This is a genomic window from Coleofasciculus sp. D1-CHI-01, from assembly GCF_040218875.1.
Taxonomy (GTDB): Bacteria; Cyanobacteriota; Cyanobacteriia; order Cyanobacteriales; family Coleofasciculaceae; genus Coleofasciculus.
On the sequence record NZ_JAVJQP010000078.1, the window covers coordinates 1 to 14,646 of the forward strand.

The 14,646-nt window shown below is 45.8% G+C and carries 12 protein-coding genes and 1 CRISPR repeat array; of the genes, 7 read left to right on the top strand and 5 right to left on the bottom strand.

All coding sequences use genetic code 11. The features are described 5' to 3' along the window. Positions 1 to 135 precede the first annotated feature (135 nt). A complete protein-coding gene (cas3, locus tag RIB93_RS14220) occupies positions 136 to 2,511 on the top strand; it encodes a type I-D CRISPR-associated helicase Cas3' (RefSeq protein WP_446373410.1) in 2,376 nt (791 codons plus the stop codon). 197 nt (positions 2,512 to 2,708) lie between these two features. On the opposite strand, the gene RIB93_RS14225 is transcribed toward cas3, so the two are convergent. After that, complete coding sequence (locus RIB93_RS14225; protein ID WP_446373411.1) at positions 2,709 to 3,650, bottom strand: helix-turn-helix transcriptional regulator; 942 nt, start codon at positions 3,648 to 3,650, stop codon at positions 2,709 to 2,711. 292 nt (positions 3,651 to 3,942) lie between these two features. Here RIB93_RS14225 and cas6 point away from each other — a divergent pair, with 292 nt between their 5' ends. From cas6 to cas2, 4 genes are all read left to right on the top strand, one after another. Beyond that, positions 3,943 to 4,728 (top strand): CRISPR-associated endoribonuclease Cas6, encoded by a 786-nt coding sequence (gene cas6, locus RIB93_RS14230; protein WP_446373412.1) that lies wholly within the window; start codon positions 3,943 to 3,945, stop codon positions 4,726 to 4,728. 177 nt (positions 4,729 to 4,905) lie between these two features. After that, positions 4,906 to 5,496: a CRISPR-associated protein Cas4 gene (gene cas4, locus RIB93_RS14235; RefSeq protein WP_446373413.1), complete on the top strand. Its 591-nt coding sequence runs from the start codon at positions 4,906 to 4,908 to the stop codon at positions 5,494 to 5,496. Between the two features lie 78 nt (positions 5,497 to 5,574). Continuing rightward, positions 5,575 to 6,603, top strand: coding sequence for a CRISPR-associated endonuclease Cas1 (gene cas1, locus RIB93_RS14240; RefSeq protein WP_446373414.1), 1,029 nt, complete (start codon positions 5,575 to 5,577; stop codon positions 6,601 to 6,603). Between the two features lie 121 nt (positions 6,604 to 6,724). Then, positions 6,725 to 6,997, top strand: coding sequence for a CRISPR-associated endonuclease Cas2 (cas2, locus tag RIB93_RS14245; protein WP_446373475.1), 273 nt, complete (start codon positions 6,725 to 6,727; stop codon positions 6,995 to 6,997). Positions 6,998 to 7,466: 469 nt separating this feature from the next. Further along, positions 7,467 to 8,463: direct repeats of the CRISPR family, unit length 37 nt; unit sequence GTTCCAAATACATTAGATCTCCAAAGGAGATTGAAAC. Positions 8,464 to 8,654: 191 nt separating this feature from the next. On the opposite strand, the gene RIB93_RS14250 is transcribed toward cas2, so the two are convergent. The 3 genes from RIB93_RS14250 to RIB93_RS14260 form a co-directional block, all read right to left on the bottom strand. Continuing rightward, complete coding sequence (locus tag RIB93_RS14250; RefSeq protein ID WP_446373415.1) at positions 8,655 to 9,653, bottom strand: hypothetical protein; 999 nt, start codon at positions 9,651 to 9,653, stop codon at positions 8,655 to 8,657. Positions 9,654 to 9,780: 127 nt separating this feature from the next. Next, complete coding sequence (locus RIB93_RS14255) at positions 9,781 to 11,001, bottom strand: RNA-guided endonuclease InsQ/TnpB family protein (RefSeq protein WP_446373416.1); 1,221 nt, start codon at positions 10,999 to 11,001, stop codon at positions 9,781 to 9,783. A gap of 92 nt (positions 11,002 to 11,093) precedes the next feature. Beyond that, complete coding sequence (locus tag RIB93_RS14260) at positions 11,094 to 12,035, bottom strand: serine hydrolase (protein ID WP_446373417.1); 942 nt, start codon at positions 12,033 to 12,035, stop codon at positions 11,094 to 11,096. A 37-nt stretch (positions 12,036 to 12,072) separates the two neighbouring features. Between RIB93_RS14260 and RIB93_RS14265 the strand changes: the two genes are divergently transcribed. Continuing rightward, positions 12,073 to 12,819: a C40 family peptidase gene (locus tag RIB93_RS14265; protein WP_446373418.1), complete on the top strand. Its 747-nt coding sequence runs from the start codon at positions 12,073 to 12,075 to the stop codon at positions 12,817 to 12,819. A 95-nt stretch (positions 12,820 to 12,914) separates the two neighbouring features. Here the strand turns inward: RIB93_RS14265 and RIB93_RS14270 are convergent, their stop codons facing one another. Then, on the bottom strand, positions 12,915 to 13,640 hold the full coding sequence (locus tag RIB93_RS14270; protein ID WP_446373419.1) for a response regulator transcription factor: 726 nt from the start codon (positions 13,638 to 13,640) through the stop codon (positions 12,915 to 12,917). A gap of 377 nt (positions 13,641 to 14,017) precedes the next feature. Between RIB93_RS14270 and RIB93_RS14275 the strand changes: the two genes are divergently transcribed. Continuing rightward, positions 14,018 to 14,641: a J domain-containing protein gene (locus RIB93_RS14275; RefSeq protein ID WP_446373420.1), complete on the top strand. Its 624-nt coding sequence runs from the start codon at positions 14,018 to 14,020 to the stop codon at positions 14,639 to 14,641. The last annotated feature ends 5 nt before the right edge of the window (positions 14,642 to 14,646 follow it).

Here is a 14,646-nt window from a genome sequence, read left to right on the forward strand (position 1 = left end):
CATCCGGGTGAAACCGAAAGGATAATAGTAAAACCCGCCCCTACAGAATACCTCTACCTGAATCAGGGCGGGTTTAATCACATCCGGGTGAAACCGAAAGGATAATAGTAAAACCCGCCCCTACAGAATACCTCTATGCTAGAAATCAACCTCTCTCCTATCTATTACCGCACCGGATTAAACTCCCCGGTTCCCTTTCCCGGATTACCCGCTAACGCCTCTGCTTACGCCCATCAACTGCAAACCTACTGCGCCGTTACCCGCACCCGAAATTACCCCCAAGTTTCAACCTGGTGTCAAACCTGTGAACTCGCCCAAACCTGTCCCGTCGCCCAACTCCAACCCCTTCCCCAACATGGCACCCTTTGTATCACCAACTCCGCCGTAACAGGGGGTGGGAAAACCCTCGCCGCCTACGCTTATGGTGTACAACATTGTCTAACCGGAGATAAAGTTCTCGGTGTCTATCCCACCAATGAATTATTACATGACCAAAAACGGGCAATTTGTCAACTCTTCCAAACCATTCATAAACGCCCACCAACCGAAGGCATTGATGGGGAACTCTTAGTCGTTGATGGCGAATTCCTGCGTCAAGAAAAAGACGCCGGAGAACAGAACATTAAACTCATCGAATATATCCTCAAACGCGCCAAAATTGTCCTCACCAACCCCGATATCCTCTATCTCTTATGCCATCATCTCTATGCCAGTAGTCGGGAACTCACCGGACGCACAATTACGGCGTTCTCGATTTTAATCCGAGATTTTCGCACGATTATCTTTGATGAATTCCATCTCTATAACAGCAAACAGCAAGCCGCTGTCCTCTGGCTGGTGGGATTATCCGCCCAGTTATTCTCCACCGTAGAAACCCCTCACCCCCATTCCTTTATTTTTTCCTCCGCCACTCCCCTAACTGAACCCGAATTCGCCGAAAAATTGGCAGCATTGAACGCCTTGGGAGTATCAACTGTCACCATTCAACAACCCGGTGAATCCCAAGGGCGTCCCGTCATGGAAGCCGTAAAACTCCGCCTAGAATCCGCCAACTTACGGGCATGGCAAGGTGAAGAAAAAGCCATCGAATTTCTGCCAGAACTGCAAACCGTACTCCACCAAAATCCCCACCATCGCTGTCTCTATGTCATGGATGCAGTAGCGGCGGCGCGGCGATTAAAACAGGAATTAACACAGTTATTTAATCCCGATGACGTAGGCGAAGCCCATGGCTTTGTACGTCCAGAGGAAAAGCGTCAGGCATTACGAAAACGCCATACCACAGGAACCAGTGGAATAGAAGTCGGCATTGATTTTACCGGGGACTATTTTAAAGACATATTACTCTTTGAAGCCCGCACCAGCGCCCAATTTTTACAACGGTTAGGGCGGATTGGGCGCAATGGGCGAGAGGGAGGAGAAAATATCGCGATCGCAATTGTCCCCCCAGAGGTTTTAAACTGTTTACTGGAGTACCCTCAGCTTCCTCAACCCTTTGACCGCACCCACCTACCGATGTTAATTGAATATGGGTTTCGCTATTTTAATCCGGAAGGATTTGTCGGGTATTTAGAACACTATGCCCCCTTAGAAGCCGAGTATACCAGTCAAATCTATCTCAAAGGCTTTGAATATGGCAAAAATCCAGTTAGCGGGGAATGGGAAGAAACCCAGGAACGACGCCTCACCCGCAACCAATTAAATCAATTGATTCAAACCCTTTATCCCGGACATAATCGTCAAACCGCCCGCCAAGCGCTGAGAAAATTACTCGCCAATGGCACAATTAGTGGGATTCTGGGGTTTCGCGATGGCGGCGGTGTCGTGGAAGCCAATATCTATCGCGCCATTGGCGGAAAACGGGAGAATGGCAAGCCCTTAAATGCCGACTTTTCGCCCTTATTCAATCTAGAGATTCCCTATTTCGACTATGCCAAATCCCAACAAGCCCAGACCTTTCCCTTTCACCGTTACAGCTTAACCTATTTATTACGTCGTACTCACTGCCGCTTTATCACTCAAGCCGAATTTTTGGACTATTTACAGCCCTATAACCATTATCCCGAAACCCCAACCTATCTCAAGCAACTCGCACAAGCCAACCCAATGAATTACGCCATTGTATACGGAGATTTACCCAAACCCCGTCGGTGGCATTTTCATACTAATTCCGGTCAATATCGCTGGGTTAAGCAGGGGATTAAACAGAAAAGAGACTATCCGATACTCGACAAAGTGAGACGAATTAGCGGACTCTCCATCGAACTCGAAAAAACCGAAGCCGCGCTAGACATCGACATCCTGAATCAAGCCCTAGAAAAACGAGACGCGATCGCGTATATTGGAAAAGGCAATGCCTTCCGCTATGCCATCGAGACCCATCTCCCCCCCTTATTTGAACTCCATCCCTGTCGCTGGGGAGCATCTGAGGCACAGTATTATCTCGCCTTTGACTTAAACGCCTTTTTTCTCAGTAGCCTGGATAGTATTAACCCAGCTTGCATCATTTAAGGAGATAGGGAAGACAGGAACCAACCCTTCGACTTCGCTCAGGGTTAACCCCCAAAAAACCTCTGCGCCCCTCTGCGCGTTCCCTCTGCGTTCCTCTGCGTTAAAAAAACATAACTCTCACCCCTCCACCCCCAAAAAACCTCTGCGCCCCTCTGCGCGTTCCCTCTGCGTTCCTCTGCGTTAAAAAAACATAACTCTCACCCCTCCACCCCAACATAAATCGCCACCATATCCATGGCAATCTCACCAAACTCCTTTACCAACCAACCCGGTTCAACAACTTCCACAAACGGAAGATACCCCAACAGACGCCGTTTAGCCCAAAAATAATTCGTCGTCTGGGCGCGAATCAACATCGCATCCGGATAGCGATCGCACGGGTCAGGAATCGGCTCATCTTCCTGGTAAAATCGTGGCGAGTAGCCCTTAGCAATCCGCCCCCAAACCCGAAACGAAATCGGATAAGTACGAGGCGGTTTCGGGACAAACTTAAACGGCAAAACCTGCACATCCCCAACAATCCGCTCAATCCGAAACGACTGTTCATAAGTTTTCCCCACCTTATACCCAATTAAATACAATCGCCCATCCTGCCAATCCAACCCCATCGGTTCAATTTGATGATGCAGGGGTTTTTCCCGTTCCCGCGCCAGATAATCAAACTCCACCTGTTGATGAACCCGACTAGCATACTCCAATTTACCAATAATCTCCTGATACGCGCTAAAATCCATCAACACATTAGGCGCCAGACTCACCTCCGTTCGCACTTGCAGCTTCTGGCGTCCCGAATCCGTTAACAATTGAGTAATTTCCGTCAACGCCGCCGCCGAATGACTTAATCCCGAATCCGTTAACAGCTTCAAAGCAATTCGCAACGCCTCCAGCGTCGCATCCGATAGAGTAATCGGAAACGCCGGATGAGTCAAAACCCGCTGCTGTTGAATCACCTCCAGAGAAAATCCCCAATCCTTCAACCGAGACAAATCATTCTGAACCGTCACCCGGTCTGGCTGATGAGCCGTATCATAGAGTAAGCGATCGCGTAACTCAGCCATAGAATGGGGTTTTTCTGACAGATACCGCAACAGATACAGCATCCGTTCAGTCGCCGCGTAGGAACTTTGTCGCTTCGTCATCAACGCTTTATTCCTTCGTTCGTTCGTTCGTAGTAAGCACTTTAGTGCCATCCAGCTTAACTACCCCCTTATTCAACAAAACGCCAAAACCTTCCACATTGCTGCCAACATCGGGAACAAGCGGGGAAAAATCGGATAGCCACACTATTTGTAGTGCAATAACACTGACTTTAGAGTTTGTAGTAAGCGCTGAAGCGCTTCTGGCACGCTTCGTGCCTACTACAGACTGTAGCGCAATGGACTACAGTTGCTTCGATATTATCCCAGTATAGATTGTTTACAGCAACCCAATATGCCTGCCAGTCTACTGATTCACTTTTTCCCCCAAAGCGAACTCTCCCGCAGCGCCGCCAGTGGTAAATGGTTACACGGATTAGTTTTTGAACTCTTTCATCGCCTCGATGCAGACTACGCCGAAGGATTGCATCAACAAAAAGACTACAAACCCTTTACCCTATCCCCCCTCCTCACCACCGGAAAAGACAGTAAAATTCATCCGGGACAACCCTGTCGGGTACGCTTAACCCTCTTGGATGAGGAACGGTTAGGGGAATTATTAAACGTTCTCATTGGCATACAACCCTTAGAATTAGTCTTAGCCCATACACCCATTAGTTTAGACAAAGTAGAAGCCTCACCCAAACCCGAAAATCCCTGGGTTGCCTATCAACCGTGGCAAGAGTTAGTAGAAATACCCGCCAAACGATTTATTACAATCAAATGGCATTCCCCCACAGCGATTAAACAGAAACACCGCAACTCACTCTTTCCCATACCCGAAACCCTATTTTACACCTGGCAACAGCGCTGGCAAAAGATAGCACCGATTCCCTTACCCCAGGTATTTTCCCCAGACGATTGGTTTAGCCATTCTCAAATCAGCAACTATCAGTTACAAACCACAACCGTTCGCTTTGGCAGCTTCAAACAAAAAGGGTTTAAAGGGTGGGCAACCTATGAAATAACTGGCGATGAACTCATCCAGCAAACCGCCGCTATTTTAGGTCAATTTGCCTTTTATTGTGGCACAGGATATAAAACCACAATTGGCATGGGACAAACCACGCGAGAGGAATAAACCCATGTAGAGACGTGCCATGGCGCGTCTGTCTGTAGGGGCGGGTTTCACTACTATCTTTTCGGTTACACCCAGATGTAACTAAACCCGCCCTTTACAAATGACGAATGACCAATGACAAATGACCAATGACGAATGACCAATGACCAATAACCAATGACCAATAACCAATAACCAATGACAAATACTGATGATATTTTTATTCCCATCGCCGCCCTAAACAACTACGACTATTGTCCCCGATGTTGTTGGTATATCTATGTCACCGGAGAATGGATAGATAATGAATATACCATCGCTGGCACCCGCCACCATCAACGAGTCGATGGCGGAGAATTTTCTAGTGAAACAGAGGTAAAACAATGGCGGGCGATGCCCTTATATGCCCATCAATTAGGGTTAATCGGTAAAGCCGATTTAGTCGAAGAAATGAATGGACAAATTTATCCAGTCGAGTACAAAGTCGGACCCAGTGCAAAATGGCGCAATGACCAACTCCAACTCTGCGCCCAAGCCTTGGCATTAGAAGAAATGTTAGCGGTTAAAATTCCGCAAGCGTATATGTATTATGCCGCCAGTCATCAACGAATTGCTGTGGAACTGACCCCCCAATTACGCCAGCAAACCGAACAGACAATTGTCGCTGTGCGAGAGATGCTGATAACTGGAAATTGTCCACCCAATCCGTATAAACCCCAATGTCGAGGATGTAGTTTATCTGAGGTTTGTTTACCCAAAGAAACAGAGAAAGCAAGGCGACGTTTATAAAACAATGTTGCTTGGTTTATGGCAAAGCAATTGGAAGCATCAAAGAACCAATGACCAATGACCAATGACTAATGACTAATGACCAATGACAAAGGACAAATCATGTCAATTTTATTTCTGGTTGAACAAAATACCCTAGTCCGCCAAGTGGATGAACGATTGGAAGTGTTTAAGTATAAACAGCGCTTAATGGATATCCCCTTATGTAAATTAGAAGCCGTTGTGGTTTATGGTCAAGTGGTTCTAACCACGCCAACCTTACGGATATTAAATCAGCGGTCTATCCCGATCAGTTACCTATCTGAAAATGGGCGAACTATCGGCACATTGCTACCGGAACCTAATCCTAATGCCTTGTTGCGATCGCGCCAATATAAAGCTAGTTTTGATCCCGATCAAACTATGGCGATTGCTCGACAATTTGTTCAGGGTAAATTGTTTAATCAACATACCATTTTAGCGCGATTTTCTCGCCAAGACAAGCGCTCAAGACCCATGGAAGCAGCGTTGAAATCCTTAAAATGTTGTCAAAAACAGGTCGAAACAGCGGATTCCTTGAATTCAATTCGCGGTTATGAAGGACAGGGGGCGGCGTCTTATTTTGGTGTATTGGGCGAACTTTTAGCACAGACACCGTGGGATTTTTCTAAGCGCACTCGTCAACCGCCCACTGATCCGGTCAATGCCATGTTGGGATTTGGTTATGCCTTACTCTATGGGGATTGTCGGGCGGCGCTGCATACGGTGGGACTTGATCCGTATCAGGGATTTCTCCATAGTGAACGCTATGGGCGAGCCAATTTAGCCTTGGATTTAATGGAGGAGTTTCGCGCTATTTTTGTGGATGGGTTGGTGTTAACACTGCTGCGAAATGAATCTTTGAAGCCAGACTTATTTGTTGAGCATCCCGGCGGGGCAGTATTATTAGGGGATGAGATGAAAAAGCGGTTGATTAAGGCTTACGAAGAACGCAAGTTAACCAAGTTCAAGCATCCGGTGTTTGAGATGAAAGTTGATTATCGCCGAGCGTTGATTTTACAGGCGCGGTTATTGGCGAAACATCTGATGGGTGAATTGGAGGCATATTTACCTTTAAAGATTCGGTAATTTTATCCCTAGGGGGAAATGTACCGCCGTGTGGGTTTACCCCCCTTGTGTAGAGACGTTGCATGCAACGTCTCTACAACCCTTTGCCTGTTCCCTATTGCTTTTAATCATGCCAGAGGAAATTTTTTACGTCATCAGTTATGACATTTCCGAGAACAAGCGCCGCACCAAAATCCATAAGTGTTTAAAGTCTTATGGTGAATGGAAACAGTTTTCGGTATTTGAATGTCGCTTAACGGCTACTCAATATCAAAAGCTGCGTCATCGTTTGGATAAATTGATTAAACCGGCAGAAGATAGTATTTTGTTTTACCGATTGGGACAATGTTGTCAGCGTCACGTTGAACGGATTGGCTGTGCTGCACCCCGTCAGGATGATGTATTTTTGGTTTAGGGGTTAGAAACTGTCACCTTTTTGTCTTGGCGATTGAAATCGCGGCTAGACAAACAAAGTCCGCATAAGTGGACTCGATAAGCTGTTCGGCATTTAAACCTTAATATCAATAAGAGCGAAATCCTTGCCGTAGTGCGTTAAGCGAAGCCATGCCGCAGGCTTTGCATCTTGCTCGCTACCCATTCCCAATTTAAATGCATGACAGCTTACCGGAAGAGTTTTGCGAGTCACCTAGGCTCTGGAATTTAGCCGAATCATCCCAGAGGCTGAATCCTTTATCTGGTAAGGGTTTATCGTGTTTCTGGTCTAAAAAGCGTCTCGCAAAATCTGTAAGGCTTACTGGGTAAGGGTTTGAGAAAATGGTGGATTGTTGTTTTTTGGTGGATATGCTGTATAATTGGATCTCAGAGGCGGTTAACTCGCAAGTCGTGGTTAGATCGACCTCTGGGAGCGTGTTCTGAGCATAGGCTCTCCAAATACAATAGATCTCCAAAGGAGATTGAAAACCAAGACTAAATACCGAGTAAGAGACAGACGACGGTGCCACATACATTACCTCTCCAAAGGAGATTGAAACGAGGGCAGCCCAAGATGGAATCTTTCCAAAAGATTCTCCCGTTCCAAATACATTAGATCTCCAAAGGAGATTGAAACAAGCTCCCGTTCTAGAACCAAAATTCTCTCGTGAAGTTCCAAATACATTAGATCTCCAAAGGAGATTGAAACGAAGTACAACCTAACCGTTAAATTAACGCTGACATGTTCCAAATACATTAGATCTCCAAAGGAGATTGAAACTGTTGACAGATCTAAGGCTCTACCAGCACCACTTGTTCCAAATACATTAGATCTCCAAAGGAGATTGAAACTTGGTGACTCCGAGGCAATGGATCGTCTATCTTTAGAACAAGCTTGGTTCCAAATACATTAGATCTCCAAAGGAGATTGAAACAACGGAGTGTAACTCTTTCAAAATACCTCGATCGTCTTTTGTTCCAAATACATTAGATCTCCAAAGGAGATTGAAACGTGCCTCATTCCAGCAGAGTGCCAGTCACGTCGGCTGTTCCAAATACATTAGATCTCCAAAGGAGATTGAAACGTTGCTCTGGGTAAATGAATTGTCTGCGAAAAGCGGGTTCCAAATACATTAGATCTCCAAAGGAGATTGAAACCGAGGACTCACCAATCCCGACAACAAACCAGTCAGGTTCCAAATACATTAGATCTCCAAAGGAGATTGAAACGTAGAATCCACAAGCGTGAAATACCACGTTATCAAGTTCCAAATACATTAGATCTCCAAAGGAGATTGAAACACGCGAATAAATAACGGTAGGCTAATTCATCAACTTGTTCCAAATACATTAGATCTCCAAAGGAGATTGAAACGGTTCCCCCAAATCAGTGCCGTCGTACAGATGAGAAGGTTCCAAATACATTAGATCTCCAAAGAAGATTGAAACGGGTTTGAACGGGCGACCCGAACCAATTGAGTGGAATGGTGTTGTTAATTTAGTAGGACTTACGCTTTCTTTACGACACAGGCACTACCTGTAGGGGCACGGCAATGCCGTGCCCCTACCCTAAATGGCGTTTATGCGTAAGTCCTGTTTAGGTCAGCGGGTCGCCCCTACGGATAAAAATTGGCTAGGAACTAGAAATCAGGAAATGTGTAACCGACGCCAAGGATAATCCCGATATCAGTTTCATCTTCGATAAAACCAATATTAATTGAGCCGTTGGCGACAAAGGAACGCGACAAGGGTACATCCACTCCCCCAGTGAGTAAGAATCCGATATTGTCATCGCTATCTGTTGACAAAGCGACACCCCCACCTAAAAACGGCGCAAAGCGTACAGGTTCAAAGGGATCAACACGGGGAATCAGAAAGTCGTAAGTCAGCGGAACCATAAAAAGTGCATCATCGCCAATAATTACACCCGGGCGCAGGGATAGGTTACGAGATAAACCAATTTTGCCATTTATAACAAACCCAGCATCCCCTAAAGCTGTTCCGCCACCATCATCGGTAGCCTCATCATCATCATCTTCAGTTAAACCAATGTTGATACCAATTCCTACATAGTTAGGAACGCCGGGAGTTCCTCGGCGGATATCCAGGTCAGTTTGAGCGAGAGTCTGTGACTCATTCAAGACAATTTCTGCATCCTGAGTCGGTTGTAGGGTTAGCGCCTCAGCAGATGATGTCAGGGATTCGGGGATAGGCTGAGTCGCGATCGCATCCTCTGGACTGATACGCTTTAGAGATGAGGCTGGAAAATCTGCAACCGTTGGATTCACTGAACTCTGGGCGGTAGCTGAATTGTTGGTGAGTCCTTTACTCCAGGACACCGAAGGCGGTGGTGAGTCTACCGTAGCGCTGGGTATCGGTGTTACTTCTGGGAATGAAAACCCAGCCGGGAGATTAACTGCATCCTGAGTCAGTGCGGGGTCACCTGTCAGTCGATTAACCCAAGCATTGGCGGGTTCAGCCGTCCCCTCAGCGCGTATTTCAGCCGCAATGGATTCTAAGCTAGTCAATGATCCCCCTGGACTGGATACTTGAGCGTGAACAGGTAAGGGATGGTTCCCCATGGTGACTACCCCTAAACCAACGCCGTAAGTAACGGAGCGTAAAAGATTATGTTTCAAGGTCACTCCTCGACAAAAAATGTAAAGATTGAAATCAGCAAAACCGATTTGCTTATTATTGTCTAGGATTGCGGCTTCCTAGCCACTAAGTCAATATAGTTCCTAATTTTGCGGAAGATCGCGGAAATTAGTTGGCAAGAGTAATCTTAACTGGGTGAACTACTACACCCTCTATCCCGTTGCCAAAAGCATCTGGGACTACTTTACGAATGATGTTGTAACTGCCGTTGATGTCGGCGTTGAATTTGACGCCGATTTTTGATTGGTACAACCCACGCTTAACACGACGACCGCTAAATTTTGCTGTTTTCGCCTCTGGACTTCCGTGAACAGGAATACAATCTCCATCCAGGAAACTAGCAACCGACGTATAAGATTCTTCAGTGATGATGACTTTTATGCCAACCCGTTCAGCTTTATAGGTCAACATCTTGATTAATCTTGCATGGGGAACGCTGGTAAAGTTTTGATTGTTCACCTTACCGATACAGATTCCCTGCTTCCAGTTCTCGTTTTTGCCAATCACAAGAGTTGATATATTGTTCTCAACTAACTGATTGATAATAAACCGACTGGATTTATGCAGATAGTCGTCAATCTTGAATCCTCGCTTGGCTGATAAACGCTGAATTCTCTTTGACGTTTTCCTGTTTCCCTTCAGTTGAGATTGTCCCTCGGCTTTTTTCTTGTTGTAGTAATTGTTGATCGCTTTAACCGGTCTGCCGTTAATCAGGAAAGGTTTGAATCCTTTTTGATTTGAAGTTACAGCCGCTAAGTTGTTCAGTCCAATATCTACACCAGCTACCGCTTCACCGTTAACCAATTGCTGAATGGGTTGCTCATAAATCACCTCAATCACGTAGTAACTAAGGCGGGGAACAATTCTTACTTCATTGATATCCTGCTTGTGGCTAGATATCATCAGGTTGGTTCCCGATGGCTTGATCCATCCTTTTTTCAACTCTTTCAAGCTAATAGCCTGGATGGTGTAAACTAACAGATTACGCCCCTTCTCTTTATCTTTATACTTGGGAAGCTTGGGTTTACCCTTGAATAAGACTGGGTTTTTCTTATATGCCTTATTTGCTTCTTTCCAGGCTTTCCAGTTCCTGTCCAAGCACCGCAGGACTTGTTGAGAGACTTTGCGAGGTAAGGCACAATAAGACTCCTCTAGTCGCATTCGAGATGCCATCTCGTTGTAGGAGAGGATTTGATGGGTTTTAAAGAAATGTTGACGAATTTCGTAATTGGCTCGGTTGTAAAGATTTTTCGACTTGAAGGCTAAGTCATCAATCTCTTTCCATTTTCGAGTGCCTTGACGAACTACGTGCTTCTCAACAAGTTTCATTATCTTAGAGATGCGTAATCCAATGATTTTCTGCGGTAATTTTCCAGAACCTCTGTATAGATTACCGCAACTTGCCCTAATTTTCCGTATTCTTAATGAATGGAAACAATACTCATTGCTTGTACAACCTTTTGAGAAATAAACGGGAGAAGGTCTGGATTTTGACTCTGAGTTTTGCTTTCCGTGAATACAACCAGTAAATACGGTAACATTGACGGGATCTCGATGTAAGCCGCATCATGGCGCACTTGGGTGGAACAGCCGGATTTAGACCACAACTGAGCCTCTGGCGGAAGACCACCGCCTAAGAATCCGGTAATCTGATGATTATTATCGTGGACATCAGCTGAATTTAGGCTGTGTTTAAGCAGACTCATCATCACCTGCGATCGCACGGAGGATACCGCCACCCCACCCACGATACTATGAAGTAGCCGTGCTGTGGCATTGGTGGTTAACATATTCCGATTTTCCATCAAGGTTCCCATAAATAGCCGTTCCCGACCATAGGGTCCATCACTCCAGGTTTTTTGATTGACGTTAATCGACTCTAAATCTTGCCAACCCAGGGATTGAAAGTAACGATTAACAATATTACGTTGTAGCTTCCAGGTTTCAAAGGGACCAAGGGTTAACCCTGGACCACTGGTGGTTCCACTCAAGATATCGACGACTAAACTTAAAGCATCATGGCTAGCATCAACCATCATCGCCTTAATTGCCCGTTCCAGTTCATCCGATGATTCAACCATGGCACTTTCTAACCATTCTTGGATAGCGACCAGATAAAATAGGGCAACCAAATCCGCTGGGTAAATTCGCTCAACCCCTCGATAACTAAAGCCTCGGACAGGATATTTCCAAAATTCATCAGCCGAAAGCGCCCCCCCTGTATTGACGGGAATCGGGGGATCATAAACCATCCAGGTGAGAGCAATGTGATTGCGGGCGAATCCAGGAAACTCTAACCAGGTGGCGTCGAGAATCTCTGTACCAATTTTTTCCAGTTGGTCGTCCTTACGAAAGAATGTCATAATCGGGTCTCAACAAGTGATGTCAACGCTTACCAATATGGTTGTATTCCAAGAATTATCTGAATTAAAACATGGTGAGTACCGTTGTCGTGTTAATTTAGACCTCTATGATTCTCCCGCTTGTGCTAGTTTAGCCACTCAAGCGGCGGCTGGACGCCATTTACACGCCTTGTTATCCACAGCCAGGGATCAAGCAGTAGAGGTGCAGTTATGTGAGGATGGATATCAGGCTTGGTTACGAGTCGAGGATATCAGTCAACTGGAAATCGCCTCTCAACCTTATCATGCGATCGCCTTTGGCGCTGAGCTTCGCTCAATCGCCTTTGGCGCTGAGCTTCGCTCAATCGCACTCTCCCGCCCTCAAATCCAAGACCGACTCCCAGAGGTGATAGCATTTACCAAAAAAGCGATGCAGCAGCCGAATTATTACCTGTGGGGAGGAACTGTAGGACCCAATTATGATTGTTCCGGATTGATGCAAGCGGCGTTTGCAGCGTCGGGAATTTGGTTACCCAGAGATTCTTATCAGCAGCAGGCGTTTACTGAATCAATTCCTTTAGCCGAAGCGCAAGCGGGTGATCTAGTATTTTTTGGCACACCTGAGAAAATTAATCATGTAGGTCTTTTTTTAGGTGATGGCTATTATATTCACAGTTCGGGGAAAGAACAAGGTCGTAATGGGATTGGCATTGATCAGCTTTCGGCTCAAGGAGATAACGTGAGTCGAACCTATTATCAGCAGTTTAGGGGAATAGGGCGGGTTATTGCCAGTTATTGCCCCTGATATAATTATTTTCTTAACGTTCCCAGTCCGTAGTAAGCACTTTAGTGCTTATCAATAAATTATTAAGGCACTAAAGTGCCTACTACAAACAACGACTAACTCAATTCCCAATCTAGACAAAATTCTCCCGGACGTCCCCAGGGATAAACAGCACAGTTAATCCCATCACTGCCATGATAATACTGACAAACTTTGCAGGGTTGAGACTGTTCGAGTTTTTCCTGTAAACTATTCCAGTTTTTCTCAACCATTAAGCGGTAATGATTGGCTCGTAGATGATAGGGTTCAATTGTCAAAGCTTTTTCAAAAGCTGCCAACGCCTTCTCGTAAAGTTTAATCATTTGGGAACCATACTCAGTCCAGGGTTGGACACGGCATTCATAGAGTTGAATAATCTTGAAAATAAGAATACCGTAATCTGTCCACATATCAGCCGAAGCCATTTGCGGTTCTTTTTTCGTATCCAATAACACTCGTTTCAGAGTATCTAGCAATTCTCTCGGTTGCCAAGGTTTACCGACATAAGCCTCAGCGTGTTTAATACCATAGGAAAGGGCTAAACGCTGTCCTTTTCCAGTTAAAAGAACCACAGGAATATTTTGGGTGTGGGGATTTGCCTTGATTAGGCGACAAACCCTGTAGCCATCAATCCGGGGAATCAGCAGATCCAATAGCACTAAATCGGGAGAATTGCTCTGAATTTGCTGAAGTGCTTCTACACCATCACGGGCTTGAATGACATTCCACCCACTCCACGTTAACTGCTGAGAAACGCATTCCCGCTGGCTGAGAGAATCTTCGACAACTAAAACAGTATTCATTAATAACAACCTGCTGACTGGGGGAAGCTTTCGTGCGACTAGCGCAGATTAGGTTAAGTGTACCCATTTCTCCCAGGTTTCTGATCACCCCTAATAGAATTGCCGTTTCAGCAGGCGATCGCACAATTTTTTGGTATACTTTTCATCACAGACAAAACCTAATAATTTGTAGGGGCGGGTTTTACCTTACCTGTTGCGACAAAACCCTAATTCAATAAACCCGCCCAGACCACAACCATTAACTTATATACTCCAGTTGGCGTAGGTGTAGGGTAGGCAATGCCCACCTCCACAGGGTTTGCTAAGGCTCGCATCCCTGACTACGAACCGAGAGCGATCGCGTAAAATGTTAAAGACCGTTTGTTAGACCAGCTAGGATGGCTCAAGACTGGGTAAAACAGAAGACTAGGACAAGTAAAGAGCTACAATCCATAACCTATTATGGGATTCTGGGGGTACACCCTAGCGCATCTGCTCTAGATATCCGTCGTGCCTATCGGGAACTGAGTAAACGTTACCATCCCGATACCACCGACTTACCAAAAGAAACCGCCAAGAGGAAGTTCCAACAGCTTAATGAAGCCTACGCGACTCTGAGTAATCCAGAACGGCGAATCCTGTATGATCAAACTATTCGCTATTCTCGTGTCAACGTCATTCAACCTCCACCTGGATTGAACCGTCCCGTTGTGCGATCGCGAGTGGAGCATTCATCCTCGGCTTACCTTGACCCCACAGACCGTCCTCTCTCCGCTGGCGAGTTATTTGCCCTATTTATTTTGGGGATAACTTTCGTGGGATGCTTGGTACTGGCAATTGTAATTGGCTTAACCCGAGGAGACAATGCCTTTCAAGTGTCTGGGACATCTCTATCGAGTCGAGTCACCACTCCACCCCTAACTCAACTACAGCCAATCCCGCGATATCCCACTTCTCACCAACTTCCCTCCCCATCTAATCCACCGTCAATCCCTGTTTTTGTTTCATCCCTCAATCTATGAAAACT